Below are 16,286 nucleotides of genomic sequence, written 5' to 3'. Positions count from 1 at the left end.
TCTGGAAGGCATCGAAAAAAGAAGAAGCAGAAAGAAAAAATGGAGCGTTGCGCTCCCAGCGCGCTGCGTGCAACCGCGAGGCGCCGGATTCTAGAAGGCGTGTACAAACACGTGGCTTTCCCATGGTTGTCGCTGCGCGCATTCCATCGATTCACCCTGCCCACACACCATCGCCATGTCCCGATACGTTCCACCGCCGCCCGCACCGCAGAGCGCTATCAGTGCGCTAGAAGGCAAGCTCAAAGCGCCGCTGCCGCCCGTGCTCAAGGGCCGCTACGCCGCCTCGAACGGCGGCAGCTTCGGCGACCCGCGCAACCGCGATCGCGAATGGCAGCTGCATCCGGTCTTCGATGCCAGCGACCGCAAGCAGATGAAGCGAAGCGCCGAAGACATCGCGCACTACACCCGGCTCGCATTGCAGGACAAGCGCTTTCCGCGCAACGGCATCAGCATTGCGCACAGCTTCTCGCTGCACGAGCAGCTGTTGGTGCTGCGTGACGAGGCGAGCGGTGCCATCGGCGAAGAGATCTTCTTGTTCGACGTGTACACCGCCCAGTGGTGCGCGCCGTACGCCACAGACCTGCAGGCGGCCATCGACCAGGCGCGCGTGCCCGAGGCCGTGCAACCCGACCCGGCCCGCGCGCTGCCCGCGTTTCGCTATTACGCCGACCCCTTCCAGTCCGGTGTGATGCGCACCTCCGGCGAAACCTGCGAATGCTGCGGCAAGGCCACTGGCTACATCTACAACGGCGGCTTCTATGCGGTGAGCGACGCATCTCATTTCTGCCCCTGGTGCATTGCCGACGGCTCGGCCTCAACAAAGTTCGACGGCGAATTCAACGACGCCGCCGGCGTGGGCATGAACGAGGTCGCGCTGCCCGCGCACGTCATCGACGAGGTCGCGCAACGCACGCCAGGCTTCTTCAGCTACCAGCAGGAACAGTGGTGGGCGCATTGCAACGACGCGGGGCGTTTTCTGGGCGAGATCGAGCATGTCGACCGCGCACTGCTGGCGTCCGACGCGGGCACGGAATTGATGCGCAGCACCTGCGACGAAGCACACCTGGGCGGCGACACCGACTGGCAATGGCTGCTCGACACACCGTCGCGCAAGCGCGGCATGGCCGTGTTCGTGTTCGGCTGCCTGCGTTGCGGCAAGCTGGGTGGGTATGTGGACCACAGCTGAGCCATGACCCCGCGCAAGATCGTCATCGGCACCCCGCGCTAGGCCTGGGCCGTGCGGGGCGGCGGCGCGCCTGAAGCTGTTCGCGCGATGTCGAGCTGCCCACACAGCTGTCGCATGGCAGCGGAAATCGGCGCGATCACCGGCACGCCGAAGCGCGGTGCCAACGCCAGCGCGGCCTGGCCCAGCGGGCCGCCGCCGATGATCACGGCCTGCGCGCCGTCTTCGTCGATGCAGCGCTGCACCGCGCGCGCCAGCGCCTCTTCGAGCGCCTGCGGGTCTGCAGCCAGTTCGCGCGGGTCGCCCTGCGTCAGGCGGATGCCGGTGTACAGCCCCAGCAGGCCGAGCACGCGCGCGCGCTGCTCGATGGGCGCCACCAGATCGGGCGTGACGGTGGCGATGCCGAAGCGCCGTTGCCCCTGGCTCGCCTCGCGCATCGACGCCTCCGCGATGCCGACCACCGGCACGCGCGCGTTCGCACGCACAAGGTCGATGCCCGGGTCGCCGAAGGCGCTGACGATCACGCCGTCCCAATGCGCGGAGGCGGCCTCGTGCCACACCTTGAGCACCTCGACGGCGGCGGCCTCCAGCTCGCGCTCGTTCACGATCATCTGCGGCCCGCCCACGGCGGTGCGGCCGGTCACGCAGCAGCCCGCGGGAGCCTCGGCGTTGGCGATGTTCACCATCATCTCGGTGGTGGCGCTCGACGCGTTGGGGTTGATGAGCAGGATGTGCGTCATGCAAAGTGCTTTCAGAAAATTCAGCCCGGCTGCGCCGCCTTGGCGGCCGGGGCGGTGTCTGCCACGTGGCCTTCACCGGGCAGGGGCAGCGCGTCGGGCGACTGGCCGTAGGTTTCCGGCACGCTCTGCACGCTGATGACGAACACGGCGTACATGCCCGCCGCCAAACTGAACACGCCGACCAGGCCGAAGGCATCGAACAGGCGCCCGGCCACCAGCGGCATCAGCGCGCCGGCCGCGGTGCCCGTGGCCAGAATGAACGCCGTGCCGAAGGCCCGCACGCGCGTCGGGTACAGCTCGGGCGCGAAGATCCAGATGGTGGTGTTCAGCAGCAGCACGAAGAACTGGAACACCGCACCCGCGATGAGGATCACCACGATGCTCTTGGCCACGAAGCCGATCGTCAGCGCCGCCAGGCAGGCACACACCGCGCCGGCCGTCAGCACGCGCTTGCGCGGAAAGTGAAAGCCCAGCAGCGACGCCGCAATCGCGCCCAGCAGGCTGCCGCCCTGCATCACCATGGTGAAGAGCAGGCTCTTCGACATGCTGTAGCCCAGCGTCACCAAGATGGTCGGCATCAGCGTGAGCACCGAAATTTGCGCGCCGTAGGTCATCCAGATCGTGATGCACAACGGCACGGTGCGCCGCGCCAGTGCACCGCGAAAAATCTCGGTGACGCGCACCGTCACCTTGGCCGGTTGCGCGTCCGCACCGTCCTCGTTGATGTACTGCTGCTGCGGCACTTTCTTTGCGGAAAGCCGACCCGACGCCAGCCGCGACAGCACCGCATTCGTTTCTTTCACACGCCCTTGCGAGAGCAGAAAGCGCGGCGTCTCCGGTATGTAGCGGCGGTAGAACGCGCCCAGCAGCGCCGGCACCATCAGGCACGCGAAGAGCCAGCGCCAGGCGTTGTCGCCGGGGAACATCCAGAACACCAGCAGGCCGAAGCCCGGCGCAAGAAAGTTGCCCAGCCCGCCCGCGCCCACGTTCACCAGCCCCACCGCCGTGCCGCGAAACTTGGTCGAGCAGAACTCGGCCAGCATGGTCACCGCAATGGCAATTTCACCGCCCAGCCCAAAGCCGACGATGGCGCGCCCCAGCGCCATCACCGCGAAGTTGGGCGCCATGGCGCACACGCCCGCGCCCAGCGTGAACAGCAGCAGGTCGATGGACAGCATCACGCGGCGGCCATAGCGGTCGGCAACAAAGCCCGAAATGATCCGCCCGATGGCCGCGCAGCTGAAGGTGACGGTGTTCAGCAGGCCGATGTCCGACGCGCTCAGGCCCCACTGCGCGCGCAGCATCGGCCCCACGATGCCGACGGCGTTCTGCTCGAAGCTGTCGAACAGGCAACCGATGAGGATCAGAAAGATGATGGTGTGGTGCGAGCGCGTGACACCGATCTTGTCGAGCGCGCGATCGAGCTCGGCAACCCGGGGCGAATCGGGCCCGGAGGAAAGTGCAGGTCCAGCCATGGGAAACCCCTTGAGAAAGGAAAAACTACTTGCTCGGTGCGGTGCGGGTTCGCGTGGCGGATGCTAAGTGGCGAGCCCGTTGCAGTGACATATCGATTTCACCTATATTTGCTCTGTGAAATCTGAATTTCAGTCACGGAGGGCATCAAGCAAGCGTCATGCCCGGGTTTTGGGGGCTCTGTGAGGGGGATTTCGGGCTGGATGCACCGGAACGGGTATGGCGGCGCACCGTTTGCAGCCAGCTTCAGTTCAACAGCGTCAGCGGCGACCAGATTCCGTACGCACGGCACACGGATCTCCTCTGCTGCCTTCAAGGATGAAAGGCACACCGCTGAGACAGACCGCGAAACCGAGGGTTATCCCGTAACCCGTACGTTGAAGATGGTCAGCCCCGCGGCGCGCTGCTGGTTGCTTCGGAGATGCCGTCCGCCAACTGGCGCAGCAGCGGGACATAGCGCGTTGCGACCTCCCGGTCGGACACCACGTTGCTCTGGAGAACAAGGTTGATCGCACCAATCGCATGCTCGCCGATTCGGATCGGAAACCCGATGGCGGTAACGCTCGATTCCGATGCCCATTCCCCTCTGTTGATGGCATAGCCGCGCCGCCTCGTCTCGCGCACGATGCGCTTCACATAGGCTGTGTCGCGCGCCATCTCGCCGATGGCATCCGTGCGTTGTGCCAGCAGGGCCAGCGTGGCCACACGCTCTTCTTCCGCGCACCAGCTCAGCCACGCTCGCCCCAGTGAAGACACGAGCATCGGAATTCGAATACCGATCGTGGCGCGGTGCTGCGACAGCATGCTCACTCGATGCGTCGACTCCCTCACGATCATGAAGCCCGCGTCAGGCGTGGCCAGGTCGCTGGGCCATGAGAGCGCCCGCAAATGGGCCCGCATCGCAGGCCCCGCCACCCGGTCGATCCAGTCGGCCCCGACATAGCCCTCCGACAAGCGGCGCACCTCGAAGCCCAGCGCGTAGGAAGCGCCGTCGTCCTTGTGGTGCACCAGGCCTTCTGATCTCAGTGTCTCGAGCAGGCGCTTGACCGTCGTGCGATGGATGCCGGTGACCCGTGCGAGTTCGACAACGCCACCGATACCACCAGGCAGCGCGTTCAGGGCCCGCAGCACGGCGAGGCCACGGCTCAGGCCTCTGACTTCGCGATAGAGGTGCTCCTGCGGAGCGCGCGGAAAGGTCGCCATCTCGGATCCGGTTTGGTGCACTAGGTGCACCGACTATACGTCGCCGGTTTGCGCTCGGACACTTCCTCCTGTCAGCAAAAAACCGAACGGGCCCAAGAGGCCTCTACCTGGAGACATGGAATGAACATCACCCGACGCGCGCTGTGCGCCTCGCTCGCCCTTGGCCTTGCCTTCTCCCCCGCAATGGCGCAGGAGTCCTCGAAGCAGCCCATTCGCATCGTCGTGCCGTACCCGGCGGGCGGCAACGCCGACTCGGCGGCACGGGCCGTCGCGAACCTTGCTTCCGAGACCTTGAAGCAAACGATCCTCATCGACAACCGCCCCGGCGCCTCTTCGATCATCGGCACGGAGATCGTCAGCCGTGCGCCGGCCGACGGCCTGACCATCGGCGTCGTATCGGATTCGCACGCCATCAACCAGGTCATGGCAAAGAACCCCAAGGCAGCCGACATCCTCGGCGGCAGGGTGCCCTACGACGCGGTGCGCGACTTCGTTCCGATTTCCGGAATGATCCTGGTGCCGCTGGTTCTGGTCGTGAGCCCGAAGGTGCAGGCGCGCACTGTGAAGGAAGTGGTGCAGCTCTCCAAGGGCGGCGACAAGTCTGGCCTCAATTTCGGAACGATGGGCACGGGCAGCCCCTGGTTTCTGCACATGCACCAGTTGCACGACCTCACGCAGGGCACCTTCGTCGATGTGCCATACAAGGGCCTGGCTCCGGCAGCGACCGACCTGATTGCCGGTCAGATCGACATCATGGTGATGCCCGTTCACTACGCGCAGCAGTACGTCAAGACCGGCAAGCTGATCGCCATCGCGACCCTTGGCGAGAAACGCCATCCGCTGATGCCCGATGTCCCGACGCTCGCGGAGAGCGGCTACCCGGGTCTTGCCATCTCCAACTACCTGTACTTCGTTGCGCCGGCGGCCACACCCAAGGCCACCGTGGATCGCCTGAGCGCTGCCTTCATCGCTGCCCTCAAGCAGCCCTCGATGAAGGACAAGTTGGCCGTGTCGGGCGACCCCTACCCGGCAGAGCCTGCCGAGCTGTCCGCGCGCCTGCGCAAGGACATCGAGGCTTACGGCACCGTCGTTCAAGCCACGCTCAAGTAAGAAAGAAAAGGATCCATCGTGAATCGACCGGAACAGTTCCAGACCGACGTGCTGGTGGTGGGCACGGGCCCCATGGGCGCGACGAGCGCGCTGGCGCTGGCGACCTACGGCGTGCGTGTGCACGTCGTCAACCGCTTCAACTGGACCGCAAACACGCCCCGTGCCCACATCACCAACCAGCGCGCCGTCGAGGTGCTGCGAGACCTGGGTGTGGAGAAGGAAGCACGTCTCGAAGCAACGCCGTGGGAGTGGATGGGCGACACCCTGTTCACCACCAGCCTTGCCGGCCCCGAGATTGCGCGCCTGCGCACCTGGGGCACCGGAGACGACCGCATCAGTGACTACCTGCAGGGCAGCCCCTGCACCATGCTCGACCTGCCGCAGGACAAGATGGAACCCCTGCTGGTGAAAAACGCGGCCGCTCGCGGCGCCGTTTTCTCGTTCAACACGGAGTACCTGCGCCATGAGCAGGACGGTGAAGGCGTGACCGTCTTTCTTCAAGACCGGGCCACTGGCCGCGAGTACCAGATCAGGGCTCGCTACCTGATTGGTGCCGACGGCGCTCGCTCCAAGGTGATGGACGACGCCGGGCTCCAGGTCCAGGGGCAACTGGCGCGCGCGGCAACTGCCTACGTGCTCTTCAAGGCGGACCTCTCGCGGTACGTCGCGCATCGGCCCAGCATCCTGTACTGGATCGTTACCTCCAACGCAGCGTTCGGTGAGATCGGCATGGGCCTGTTGCGTGCGATCAACCCATGGGACGAATGGATCGCGGGATGGGGTTTCGACATGAACCAGGGAGAGCCCGACTTCTCACCCGAAGAGATCAAGCGCAAGGTGCGCCTCCTCGTCGGAGACCCGGCGCTCGAGTTCGAGGTCAAGAGCACGTCGGTCTGGCACGTCAACCAGGCCCACGCGCCCGTCTATTCCAAAGGGCGTGTGTTCTGCGGGGGCGACGCAGTGCACCGTCATCCGCCGTCGTCAGGGCTCGGCTCCAACACCTGCATGCAGGACGCGTTCAATCTGGCCTGGAAGCTGGCCTTCGTGGTCAAGGGCTACGCAGGCGAGAGCCTGCTCGACTCGTACACGCTGGAGCGCGCGCCGGTTGGCGCGCAGATCGTCGCGCGCGCCAACCAATCCCGCGTCGACTACGCGCCGCTGAACCGGTGCTTCCGCGACGCGGATGCGTCCGATCCCGTCGAAGCGGGGCTGCAGAAGCTGGCGGACCCGGGGCCGGAAGGCATTGCCCGGCGCGCGGCTCTGGCAGAGGCCCTCAAGGTCAAGAACCATGAGTTCAATGCCCAGGGCGTCGAGCTCAACCAGCGCTGCATATCCGAGGCCGTGATTCCGGACGCCGATGTTGCCGACGAGGTGTGGAAGCGCGATCCGCAACTCCACGTTCAGCCGACCACGCGTCCCGGCGCGAAGCTTCCTCACGCCTGGCTGGTCGGCTCGGACGGCCGCCGCGTGTCCACGCTGGACCTCGTCGGCAAAGGGCGCTTCACCCTGGTGACGGGCATCGCCGGAAGGCCGTGGGTGGACGCCGCCGCCGCGATGGCCCGCCCTTACCTGCGAACGCTGGTGGTGGGACTGCCCGGCGCGCTGGACTCCTACTGCAGCTGGCAGGCGTTGCGCGAAGTCGACGAGGCCGGCGCGATCCTTGTGCGACCCGATGGCGTCGTGGCCTGGCGCCAGCACGCCGCCGCCGCCGATGTCGACGCCGCAACGCGCGCATTGCAAGGCGCTCTTGCATCCTTGCTCGGCTCGGCACCCGCGGAGACGCGCGCATGAGCCGCCGTGCGTTTCTCGGCATGTCGCACTCGCCGCTGATGGGGCTGAACCCGGTTCCCCCCGCGGTCGAAGGCGAACTGAAGGCCGCGATCGCACGGGCTCGCGAGCAGGTCCTGAGCTTCGACCCGGAACTCGTCGTGTTGGTGGCGCCGGATCACTACAACGGTTTCTTCAACCAGCTCATGCCGCCTTTCTGCCTCGGCACGCAGGCACGAGCGGTGGGCGACTACCTCTCGCCGGCGGGCGATCTGAACGTCGATGCCGCAACCGCTCAGGCCCTGGCCACGCATTTGATGGACGAAGACTTCGACATCGCCTTGTCGCGGCGCATGGAGGTCGACCATGGTTTCTCACAGGCCCTGCAATTGATTTGGGGTGGCCTTGCCACGCCACCGGTGATTCCTCTCTTCATGAATGCGGTGGCCCAACCAGGAATCCCACGAATGCGCCGGTGTCGGGCCCTGGGCGAAGCCATCGGCCGGTTCCTCGACGGGCGCTCGGAACGAACATTGCTCATCGGGTCGGGCGGCCTGTCGCACGAGCCACCGGTGCCGACGCTCATGCACCCCGATCCGGCGGTGCGCGAGCGCATCACCGTCAAGGTGGAACCAACGCCTGCAGATCGAGACGCGAAGACCCAGCGCGTCATGGCCGCGGGCCGCGCGCTGGCCGAGGGCTCCAGCGCCATCAAGCCCATCAACCCGGCCTGGGACCTGCGTTGGATGGAGCTTCTGTCGCAAGGCACCCAAGGGCTCGATGAACTCTGCGCCACCACCGAGCAAAGCATCGAGCAAGAGGCGGGCTTGTCCGCACACGAATCGAAGACCTGGCTGGTTGGTCGAAGCGCGTTGCGCACGGATCAAGCCATCCCCTGCACCTTGCGCCACTACCAGGCCATACCGGAATACATCGCCGGCTTCGGCCTGATGTTTCTCGAGCAGCCGCCCATTCACTGAAAGCGAACACCATGGACAAACGAATCGAACAATGGGCCGAGCGCCTGCGCCAGGCAGAGCAGCAGCGCGAACCGATCCCTCCGCTGCGCGATGAAATCGGCGACGACGCGGGCGGCGAGCTTGCCTATGCCATTCAGCAGGCCAACGTCGCGCACGCGGTCGCGCAGGGCCGGCGCGTTGTCGGGCGAAAGATCGGCCTCACATCGCTGGCCGTGCAGAAGCAACTGGGCGTCGACCAGCCCGACTTCGGCACGCTGTTTGCCGACATGCTCTACGGAGACGACGAAGTCGTGCCGCTCTCGCGCACGCTGCAACCCAAGGTAGAGGCCGAGGTCGCATTGGTGCTCGAACGCGACTTGCCGGCGGCGGACACGACCCTCGTCGAACTGATGAGTGCCGTCGCCTACGTGCTGCCGGCGATCGAAATCGTGGGCAGTCGCATCGCCAACTGGAACATCCGTTTCACCGACACGGTGGCGGACAACGCCTCCAGCGGGCTGGTGGTTCTGGGTGGCGTTCCCACCAGGCTGAACGGGCTGGACCTCAAGTTTTCCAGCATGACCATGCTGCGCGGTGACGAGTCCGTGTCGAGCGGCAGTGGAGAAGCCTGCCTCGGCCATCCGCTGAACGCCGCTGTCTGGCTGGCGCGAAAGCTCGCCGCTCTGGGGCAGCCGCTGCGCGCGGGTGACTTGGTGCTCACAGGCGCTCTGGGCCCGATGGTGCCCGTGGTCGCAGGCGACCGTTTCGAAGCGCGAATCGACGGTGTCGGCAGCGTCCGCGCGCGTTTCGGCAACGCGTAACTGGCAGCCGACCTCCTTCTTCATCCACACGAGCAGCCCGCGGGCTGCGAGAGGTATTCATGACTCGAAAACTGAAGGCCGCGATCATTGGCAGCGGCAACATCGGCACGGACCTGATGATCAAGATCCTGCGGCACGGCAGGCACATCGAAATGGGCGCAATGGTGGGAATCGATCCCACGTCCGACGGCCTGGCCCGCGCCGCGCGCATGGGCGTCGCAATCACGCATGAGGGCGTAGCCGGACTGGTCAAGCTGCCGATCTTCGCGGAGATCGATGTGGTGTTCGACGCCACCTCGGCCAGCGCGCATGTCAAGAACGATGCATTCTTGCGCCAGCACAAGCCCGAGATCCGCCTGATCGACCTGACACCGGCGGCGATAGGCCCTTACTGCATTCCGGTCGTCAACGGAGACGCTCATCTGGATGCGCCCAACGTCAACATGGTGACGTGCGGCGGGCAGGCCACCATTCCCATGGTGGCTGCGGTGTCCAGGGTGGCCAAGGTGCACTACGGCGAGATCGTCGCAAGCATCTCGAGCAAGAGCGCAGGGCCGGGCACGCGCGCCAACATCGACGAATTCACCGAAACCACTTCGAAGGCCATCGAGGTCGTCGGCGGCGCGGCAAAGGGCAAGGCCATCATCGTGCTGAACCCGGCGGAGCCGCCGTTGATGATGCGTGACACCGTCTACACGCTCAGCGAGTTGGCGAGTGAAGACGCGATCTGCGAATCCGTCGAGCGCATGGTCGGGGACGTACAGGCCTATGTGCCCGGCTACCGCCTCAAGCAACGGGTGCAGTTCGACAGGATCGAGCCCGGCAGCCCCATCCGCATTCCCGGCGTGGGCGCGCAACTGCACGGCTTGAAGACCTCGATCTTCCTGGAAGTCGAGGGTGCCGCCCACTACCTGCCGGCCTATGCCGGCAACCTCGACATCATGACCAGCGCCGCCTTGCGCACCGCCGAGTCGATGGCGGCGCGGATGCTCGCGCCTGCAAGCGTTTGAAGGAACTACCGTGAGCAACCCAGTCAAGAAAATCTATATCTCTGACGTGACGCTGCGCGACGGCAGCCACGCCATTCGCCATCAGTACAGCGTTGCACAGGCCAAACAGATTGCCAAGGCCCTGGACGACGCGAAGGTCGACTCCATCGAAGTCGCGCACGGCGATGGCCTGCAGGGCGGAAGCTTCAACTACGGTTTTGGTGCGCACACCGATGTGGAATGGATCGAGGCGGTTGCCAGCGTCATAAGCCACGCCAAGATCGCCACGCTGCTGTTGCCCGGCATCGGCACCGTGCACGACCTCAAGGCGGCGTATGACGCCGGGGCGCGCATCGTGCGTGTCGCAACGCATTGCACCGAAGCGGACATCTCCCGACAGCACATCGAATACGCGCGCCATCTCGGCATGGAGGCCGTCGGCTTCCTGATGATGAGCCACATGACCACGCCGCAGGCCCTGGCCCAGCAGGCCAGGCTGATGGAGAGCTACGGCGCGACATGCTGCTACGTGGTGGACTCCGGCGGCGCGCTCAGCATGAATGACGTGCGCGATCGCTTCCGGGCATTCAAGGACACCTTGAAACCGGAGACGCAAACCGGCATGCACGCCCACCACAACCTCAGCCTGGGCGTGGCCAACTCGATCGTGGCGGTGGAGAACGGCTGCGATCGCGTGGACGCGAGCCTCGCGGGCATGGGCGCGGGCGCGGGCAACGCACCGCTCGAAGTGTTCATCGCCGCGGCCGCCCGGCTTGGCTGGGAGCACGGCACCGACCTCTACAAGCTCATGGACGCCGCGGACGACATCGTGCGCCCGCTGCAAGACCGCCCGGTGCGGGTGGACCGCGAGACGCTCGCTCTGGGCTATGCGGGCGTGTATTCCAGCTTCCTGCGTCACTCCGAAGTGGCCGCGAAGAAGTACGGACTGAAGACCGTCGACATCCTGGTGGAGCTGGGCAAGCGCCGCATGGTCGGGGGTCAGGAAGACATGATCGTCGACGTGGCACTCGATCTTCTGGCTGGCAGACCGGCGCAGCCTGCACTGGCCGATTCGGCATCTGCGGCGCTCGCCGGTTCCTGAGATTCACCTGAAAGACAACACCACATGACCACCGACAACACCGCCATCTCCGACGCCTCGACCAGCCGCCTCGTGCGCATCAAGGAGGGCGATCTCGACCTGCAACTCCATTACAACGATGCCGGCAACGGCGAACAGACCGTGGTGATGCTCCACGGCTCCGGCCCGGGCGCAAGCGGCTGGTCCAACTTCCACCGCAACGTGGAGCCGCTTGTGGCGGCAGGCTACCGGGTGGTTCTCATGGACGCTCCCGGATGGAGCAAGAGCGACCCGATCGTGTCGAAGGGATCGCGCTCGGACCTCAATGCCACGGCGTTGAAAGGTCTGCTCGACGTCCTGAAGATCGACAAGGCTCACCTCATCGGCAATTCGATGGGGGGCCACAGCGCCGTGGCCTTTGCCCTCGCCAACCCGGCCCGCGTCGGCAAGCTCGTGCTCATGGGCGGCGGCACCGGCGGCGCCAGCTCCTTCGTTCCCATGCCCACCGAAGGCATCAAGCTCATTGGCGCGCTGTACCGAGACCCCAGCATCGAGAACCTGAAGCGGATGATGAATGTGTTCGTGTACGACACGAGCGCGCTCACCGAGGACCTGTTCCGGCTGCGGCTGGACAACATGCTGTCGCGGCGTGAACACCTCGACAACTTCGTCAGGAGCGCAGAGGCCAACCCGAAGCAGTTTCCCGACGTGGGGCATCGCCTGGGCGAGATCGCAGCCGAGTCGCTGGTGATCTGGGGACGTGACGACCGCTTCGTTCCGCTGGACACCGGGCTGCGCCTGCTAGCTGGCCTGCAGAAGGCCGACCTCCACGTCTTCAGCCGTTGCGGCCACTGGGCGCAGTGGGAGCACGCCGACAAGTTCAACCGCATGGTGATCGAGTTTCTGGGCCGCTGAGCGCCTGTCGTTTCACCACGGATGGCCGCCGCCGGCCGCCGCCCCAACCGCGCCTTCTCCCGGGGCGCGTCAAGTACCGGGCTACTGCGAATCAAGGAGACAAAAAATGACGAAATCGATGCGTGCCGCGCGCCTGCATGTCGAGGGCCAGCCTTTCCAGGTCGACAGCGTGGCAGTGCCAGAAGTGAGACCCACCGACGTTCTGGTCGAAGTGAAAGCCGCCGGCGTGGTGCCGAACCTGCGCAACGTCGTGACCCACTACTCGCAGTGGTTTCCGTTCCTTCCGCTGCCTCGCCTGCCTGCGATCTACGGACTCGACTCGGCGGGTGTCGTCTCGGCCGTGGGAAGCCAGGTGCGCTCGGTCAAGGTCGGTGACCGCGTCTACGTGAATCCGGGTCTTTCCTGCGGCAACTGCACGGCGTGCAGGCGCGGTGAACACATCAACTGCACGGCCTACACCTTCCAGGGCTACTTCGGGTTCGGCCCTGGTTCGCAGCAGATTTTCGAGGACTATCCGTACGGCGGTTTCGGCCAGTACCTCACCGCCCCCGCTGCCAACCTGGTCAAGCTTCACGACAGCATCACCTTCGAGCAAGGTGCGCGCTTCGGATACCTCGGCACGTCGTATTCCGCGTTGCGCAAGGCGCAGTTCTCGCCCGGACAAACACTGCTGGTGGATGGGGGCACCGGCACGCTCGGGCTTGGCGCGATCATGCTCGCGCTCGCCATGGGTGCATCGAAGATCTTCGCCACAGGACGCAACACCAAGCTGCTTGAGAAGCTCGGCAGCATGGACCCGCGCATCGTGCCGATCGAACTCGGCAAACACCCTGTCGCCGAGATCGTCATGCAAGCGACCGAAGGGTACGGCGTCGATGCCTTGATCGAGACGCTCGGTCCGAACGCGCCTCCGGCGACAGTTCTGGACGCGTTCAATGCGCTTCGCCGCGGCGGCAAGGCCATCAACATAGGAGGCGTTGCGGAACCGATTCCGCTCGAGCCGTTCCCGCTGATGTGCATGCAGAAATCATTCATCGGCTCGCTGTGGTTCACGACCGCCGAAGGCCAGGACATGGCCGACATGGCGCATGCCGGAACACTGGATCTCGGGGTGTTCGAGCACGAGCGTTTCTCGCTGGAACAGGTCAATGAAGCGCTCGAGGCGGTAGACAAGCGCGGTGGTGGCTTCACCAACGTCGTGATCATGCATTGAACAACGCACAGCAAGGAAAAATGCCATGGACACCAGACGCATCGTGACCGGCCACAACGCTGCCGGAAAGTCGGTCTTTGTATCGGATACGACCACCCCTCGAAATCACAAGTTCACGCATGTCCCGGGCTTCGAGACCGCACTCGTGTGGGGTACCGAACCCGGTGCCGCCGTACCGGGAGTTGCCGGCGATCCAGCCGCCCAGGCGGCGTCCTGGGTGCCGGAGAGGGGTGGTACGCGCTTCCTGGTGGTCACGTTCCCGCCCGACAGCGCGACGGGGTCGCCGGATTTCGATCCCGCCGCCGCGGGAAACGAGTACATGCAGGCCGTCCCCGGGCTCGCAGAGCGCTTCGAGATGGAAAGCCCCGGGATGCACACGACAGATACGGTCGACTACGCGATGTTGCTCGCCGGCGAAATCCACCTGGAGCTGGATGACGGTCTGAGCACGCGGCTCGCCGTCAACGACATCGTGGTGCAACAGGGCACCCGGCATGCGTGGCGCAACCACAGCACGGCGCCTGCCACGATGCTCTTCGTGCTCATCGGTGCAGAGCGGAGCGCTTGAGTTCTTTGCAGCGGCCGCACGCAGCGACCCCGCACAGCATCTCAAAACTCCCCGTTCTCCTCATGCCCAAGCTCGATCGCCGCCAGCCGCTTGCGCCCCGCCGACCCCGCGGCCTCGATCACCATCGTGGCCAGCAGGTCGCACACCCCCATCACCGCGGTGTGGTTGTCCAGCAGCCCCGGCCCTCGGCAATCGCACTGCAGTGACCACGTCGCACCCGCAAAGTCCGGCGACGCCTGGTCGCTGATGTACACGATGCGCGCGCCGATGCGACTGGCGGCTTGCAGCAGCGTGTCCATCTGCCGCGTCTGCCGCCGCGTGCCGAACACGATCACGCAATCGCGCGCACCCAGCCCGGCCAGGTGCTCGGCCAGGGTCTCCCCGGGCCCCGGAATGGCTGTCACGCGCGGCACCACCTGAATGATCTGCCAGCGCAGGTACTGCGCAAAGGCATGGCTGCTGCGGCTGCCGAAGATCAGCACCTGACCCGCGCCGATGATGGCCTTGACGATCTCGTTCATCTGCCGGTCGTCGAGCCGCTCGAAGGTGCTGGCCAGGTTGGCCTGCGACTGCTGAAAGTGCGTGGCCACCAGCTGGCCGCGCCTGGAGGCCTGGGTGGCGTTCTGGAACAGCGGGGAGCCGCTCTGCTTTTCTTCGCGCACCTGGCGGCGCGCCTCCTCGTAGTTCTCGTAGCCGATGCGGCGAATGAAGCGGCTCACCGTCGAAGGCGACACGCCCGCCAGCTCGGCCAGTTCGTTGCCCGCGTAGCTGGCCAGCTCGCCCGGAAATTCAAGAACGAAATCGGCAAGCTGGCGCTCGGTGGCGGAGAGCTGGTCGAGCTGGCTGCGCACACGGCGCACGAAGGAGTCTGTGGAAGGTGGCATGGCGGTGTTGAAACGCGATGATGCCACGGCCTGCCTGCCGCATTTCAGCCGTGGGCCGCGGCTGAAAGCAGGATTGCGGCGCCCGCCAGGCCGGCCCGCTCACACGGCCGCAGCCGCAATCTCCAGCTGGGTCAGTCGCCGCGCCATGCGGCCGACAAAGTTCTGCGTCACGTGCGGCAGCACGCGCTGCGACGGCACCACGATGCCGACCTGCAACTGCTGCAGCGCGGGCAGCTCGAACGGGCGCCAGATCAGGTCGCCGCGCTTCAGGTCTTCGATGAAGGCGATCTTCGAGAAGCAAGAGATGCCCTTGCCGGCCATGATCAGCCGCTTGAGCATGGGCGTCGAGTTGCAGGTGGCGGCCGGTTCCATGTCGTCCCAGAACGCGGCAAATTCGGGTGACAGCGCCGCGCTGATCACCGGGTGCGAGCTGGAGCGCAAGAACGGGTAGCGCGCGCACTCCTTCAGCGACACCCTCGCATGGTTGGCCAGCGGATGGCCGGGCGGCATCACCACGCCAATGGGCAGGTTGGCCAGCGCCACGGCCGCCACGCCGCCCGGCAAGCGGCTGACAAAGGTCAAGCCCACGTCGACCTGGCCCGACATCACCATCTGCGCCACGTCCATCGGCTGCACCGCGGTGATGGTGTATGTCACGGCCGGGAACACCTGCAGAAAGTCTTCCACCGCCGAGGGCAGCATCTCCTCGAAGAACGAGTCCATGGCCGCCACCTTCACGTGGCCGGTGCGCTCGCCCTTGAGCGCGTCGAGTTCGGTGCGCATCACCTGGTACTGGTGCAGCGTTTCCTGCGCGTGCTTCAGCAGGCGCTCGCCGGCGGCGTTGAGCCGCAGGCCGTTGGGCATGCGGTCGAACAGCTCCACGCCCAGTTCGTCCTCCAGCTTGTGGATCTGCCTGTTCACCGCGCTGGCCGCCACAAAGAGCCGTTCGGACGCCTTGCGCACCGAGCCGCAGCTCGCCACCTCGATGAAGTATTTGAGAATGCTGGCGTGCATCAGCCGGCCCTCACGCCGTGCGCTGGCTCAGCCGGCCAGCCTTGCAATGTCGGGGTGGTCGCAGGCCACGCGGCCGGTGTCGGCCGCGCCGCCGGGCGAGCCCAGGCCGCTGATGTGAGCCGCGAAGAAGTCGCGGTTGATGGCCGTGAAATGGGCCATTTCGGGCGGCAGCCGAAGGTCTTCGTAAATGGCCTGGGTGGGGCAGGCGGACACGCAAACGCCGCAGTCGATGCATTCATCCGGGTGAATGTACAGAGTGCGCTCGCCTTCGTAGATGCAATCGACCGGGCAGCACTTGACGCACGCGCCGTCCTTGATGTCGATGCAGGCAGCGGTGATGACGTGGGGCATGGCATCCAGCGCGGG

The 16,286-nt window shown here is 65.7% G+C and carries 16 protein-coding genes; 10 read left to right on the top strand and 6 right to left on the bottom strand.

Annotated features, from left to right (window positions below; genetic code table 11):
• The first annotated feature begins 175 nt into the window (after window positions 1-175).
• Window positions 176-1,186: a CbrC family protein gene (locus tag VLK31_RS16550; protein ID WP_409169505.1), complete on the top strand. Its 1,011-nt coding sequence runs from the start codon at window positions 176-178 to the stop codon at window positions 1,184-1,186.
• Window positions 1,187-1,224: 38 nt separating this feature from the next.
• Here the strand turns inward: VLK31_RS16550 and VLK31_RS16545 are convergent, their stop codons facing one another.
• The 3 genes from VLK31_RS16545 to VLK31_RS16535 all read right to left on the bottom strand — a co-directional run bounded on the left by VLK31_RS16545 (window position 1,225) and on the right by VLK31_RS16535 (window position 4,599).
• Window positions 1,225-1,923 carry an aspartate/glutamate racemase family protein gene (locus VLK31_RS16545; protein WP_409169504.1) on the bottom strand — a complete coding sequence of 233 codons (699 nt, stop codon included), beginning with the start codon at window positions 1,921-1,923 and terminating at the stop codon, window positions 1,225-1,227.
• A 20-nt stretch (window positions 1,924-1,943) separates the two neighbouring features.
• On the bottom strand, window positions 1,944-3,398 hold the full coding sequence (locus VLK31_RS16540; protein WP_409169503.1) for an MFS transporter: 1,455 nt from the start codon (window positions 3,396-3,398) through the stop codon (window positions 1,944-1,946).
• Window positions 3,399-3,783: 385 nt separating this feature from the next.
• Complete coding sequence (locus VLK31_RS16535; protein WP_409169502.1) at window positions 3,784-4,599, bottom strand: DNA-binding transcriptional regulator; 816 nt, start codon at window positions 4,597-4,599, stop codon at window positions 3,784-3,786.
• 120 nt (window positions 4,600-4,719) lie between these two features.
• Here VLK31_RS16535 and VLK31_RS16530 point away from each other — a divergent pair, with 120 nt between their 5' ends.
• The 9 genes from VLK31_RS16530 (at window position 4,720) to VLK31_RS16490 (ending at window position 14,022) form a co-directional block, all read left to right on the top strand.
• Entirely contained in the window at window positions 4,720-5,709 is a 990-nt protein-coding gene (locus VLK31_RS16530; protein WP_409169501.1) for a Bug family tripartite tricarboxylate transporter substrate binding protein, read from the top strand.
• A gap of 18 nt (window positions 5,710-5,727) precedes the next feature.
• Entirely contained in the window at window positions 5,728-7,500 is a 1,773-nt protein-coding gene (locus VLK31_RS16525; protein WP_409169500.1) for an FAD-dependent oxidoreductase, read from the top strand.
• Window positions 7,497-8,456 carry a 3-carboxyethylcatechol 2,3-dioxygenase gene (locus VLK31_RS16520; protein WP_409169499.1) on the top strand — a complete coding sequence of 320 codons (960 nt, stop codon included), beginning with the start codon at window positions 7,497-7,499 and terminating at the stop codon, window positions 8,454-8,456. The genes VLK31_RS16525 and VLK31_RS16520 overlap by 4 nt, the downstream gene beginning before the upstream one ends.
• A gap of 11 nt (window positions 8,457-8,467) precedes the next feature.
• Window positions 8,468-9,256, top strand: a complete 789-nt coding sequence (gene mhpD, locus VLK31_RS16515) for a 2-keto-4-pentenoate hydratase (RefSeq protein WP_409169498.1) — start codon at window positions 8,468-8,470, stop codon at window positions 9,254-9,256.
• A gap of 59 nt (window positions 9,257-9,315) precedes the next feature.
• Window positions 9,316-10,266, top strand: coding sequence for an acetaldehyde dehydrogenase (acetylating) (locus VLK31_RS16510; protein WP_409169497.1), 951 nt, complete (start codon window positions 9,316-9,318; stop codon window positions 10,264-10,266).
• 10 nt (window positions 10,267-10,276) lie between these two features.
• Entirely contained in the window at window positions 10,277-11,347 is a 1,071-nt protein-coding gene (gene dmpG, locus VLK31_RS16505) for a 4-hydroxy-2-oxovalerate aldolase (RefSeq protein ID WP_409169496.1), read from the top strand.
• Window positions 11,348-11,371: 24 nt separating this feature from the next.
• Window positions 11,372-12,241, top strand: a complete 870-nt coding sequence (locus tag VLK31_RS16500) for an alpha/beta fold hydrolase (RefSeq protein ID WP_409169495.1) — start codon at window positions 11,372-11,374, stop codon at window positions 12,239-12,241.
• 106 nt (window positions 12,242-12,347) lie between these two features.
• Window positions 12,348-13,454, top strand: a complete 1,107-nt coding sequence (locus VLK31_RS16495; RefSeq protein WP_409169494.1) for an alcohol dehydrogenase catalytic domain-containing protein — start codon at window positions 12,348-12,350, stop codon at window positions 13,452-13,454.
• Between the two features lie 25 nt (window positions 13,455-13,479).
• Complete coding sequence (locus VLK31_RS16490; RefSeq protein ID WP_409169493.1) at window positions 13,480-14,022, top strand: cupin domain-containing protein; 543 nt, start codon at window positions 13,480-13,482, stop codon at window positions 14,020-14,022.
• A 41-nt stretch (window positions 14,023-14,063) separates the two neighbouring features.
• Here the strand turns inward: VLK31_RS16490 and VLK31_RS16485 are convergent, their stop codons facing one another.
• From VLK31_RS16485 to fdxA, 3 genes are all read right to left on the bottom strand, one after another.
• The gene (locus VLK31_RS16485; RefSeq protein ID WP_409169492.1) at window positions 14,064-14,906 is read right to left on the bottom strand and encodes a MurR/RpiR family transcriptional regulator; all 843 of its coding nucleotides are present in this window, start codon (window positions 14,904-14,906) and stop codon (window positions 14,064-14,066) included.
• A gap of 99 nt (window positions 14,907-15,005) precedes the next feature.
• Window positions 15,006-15,920 carry a LysR family transcriptional regulator gene (locus VLK31_RS16480; RefSeq protein WP_409169491.1) on the bottom strand — a complete coding sequence of 305 codons (915 nt, stop codon included), beginning with the start codon at window positions 15,918-15,920 and terminating at the stop codon, window positions 15,006-15,008.
• A 27-nt stretch (window positions 15,921-15,947) separates the two neighbouring features.
• Window positions 15,948-16,271: a ferredoxin gene (gene fdxA / locus VLK31_RS16475; protein WP_409169490.1), complete on the bottom strand. Its 324-nt coding sequence runs from the start codon at window positions 16,269-16,271 to the stop codon at window positions 15,948-15,950.
• Window positions 16,272-16,286 lie beyond the last annotated feature (15 nt).

The organism is Variovorax sp. H27-G14 (genome assembly GCF_046156345.1).
In the GTDB taxonomy this organism is placed as follows: Bacteria; Pseudomonadota; Gammaproteobacteria; order Burkholderiales; family Burkholderiaceae_C; genus Variovorax.
The sequence above is the reverse complement of the archived record's forward strand: the minus strand, read 5'-3'. Positions and strand labels throughout refer to the sequence as shown.

What these genes read in the sequence shown, in the direction of transcription:
- VLK31_RS16480 (WP_409169491.1), bottom strand. Translation starts at nt 15,920, where the DNA reads ATGCACGCCAGCATTCTCAAATACTTCATCGAGGTGGCGAGCTGCGGC.
- VLK31_RS16495 (WP_409169494.1), top strand. Translation starts at nt 12,348, where the DNA reads ATGACGAAATCGATGCGTGCCGCGCGCCTGCATGTCGAGGGCCAGCCT.
- VLK31_RS16550 (WP_409169505.1), top strand. Translation starts at nt 176, where the DNA reads ATGTCCCGATACGTTCCACCGCCGCCCGCACCGCAGAGCGCTATCAGT.
- VLK31_RS16535 (WP_409169502.1), bottom strand. Translation starts at nt 4,599, where the DNA reads ATGGCGACCTTTCCGCGCGCTCCGCAGGAGCACCTCTATCGCGAAGTC.
- VLK31_RS16540 (WP_409169503.1), bottom strand. Translation starts at nt 3,398, where the DNA reads ATGGCTGGACCTGCACTTTCCTCCGGGCCCGATTCGCCCCGGGTTGCC.
- VLK31_RS16545 (WP_409169504.1), bottom strand. Translation starts at nt 1,923, where the DNA reads ATGACGCACATCCTGCTCATCAACCCCAACGCGTCGAGCGCCACCACC.
- mhpD (WP_409169498.1), top strand. Translation starts at nt 8,468, where the DNA reads ATGGACAAACGAATCGAACAATGGGCCGAGCGCCTGCGCCAGGCAGAG.
- VLK31_RS16490 (WP_409169493.1), top strand. Translation starts at nt 13,480, where the DNA reads ATGGACACCAGACGCATCGTGACCGGCCACAACGCTGCCGGAAAGTCG.
- VLK31_RS16510 (WP_409169497.1), top strand. Translation starts at nt 9,316, where the DNA reads ATGACTCGAAAACTGAAGGCCGCGATCATTGGCAGCGGCAACATCGGC.
- VLK31_RS16500 (WP_409169495.1), top strand. Translation starts at nt 11,372, where the DNA reads ATGACCACCGACAACACCGCCATCTCCGACGCCTCGACCAGCCGCCTC.
- VLK31_RS16530 (WP_409169501.1), top strand. Translation starts at nt 4,720, where the DNA reads ATGAACATCACCCGACGCGCGCTGTGCGCCTCGCTCGCCCTTGGCCTT.
- fdxA (WP_409169490.1), bottom strand. Translation starts at nt 16,271, where the DNA reads ATGCCCCACGTCATCACCGCTGCCTGCATCGACATCAAGGACGGCGCG.
- VLK31_RS16485 (WP_409169492.1), bottom strand. Translation starts at nt 14,906, where the DNA reads ATGCCACCTTCCACAGACTCCTTCGTGCGCCGTGTGCGCAGCCAGCTC.
- VLK31_RS16520 (WP_409169499.1), top strand. Translation starts at nt 7,497, where the DNA reads ATGAGCCGCCGTGCGTTTCTCGGCATGTCGCACTCGCCGCTGATGGGG.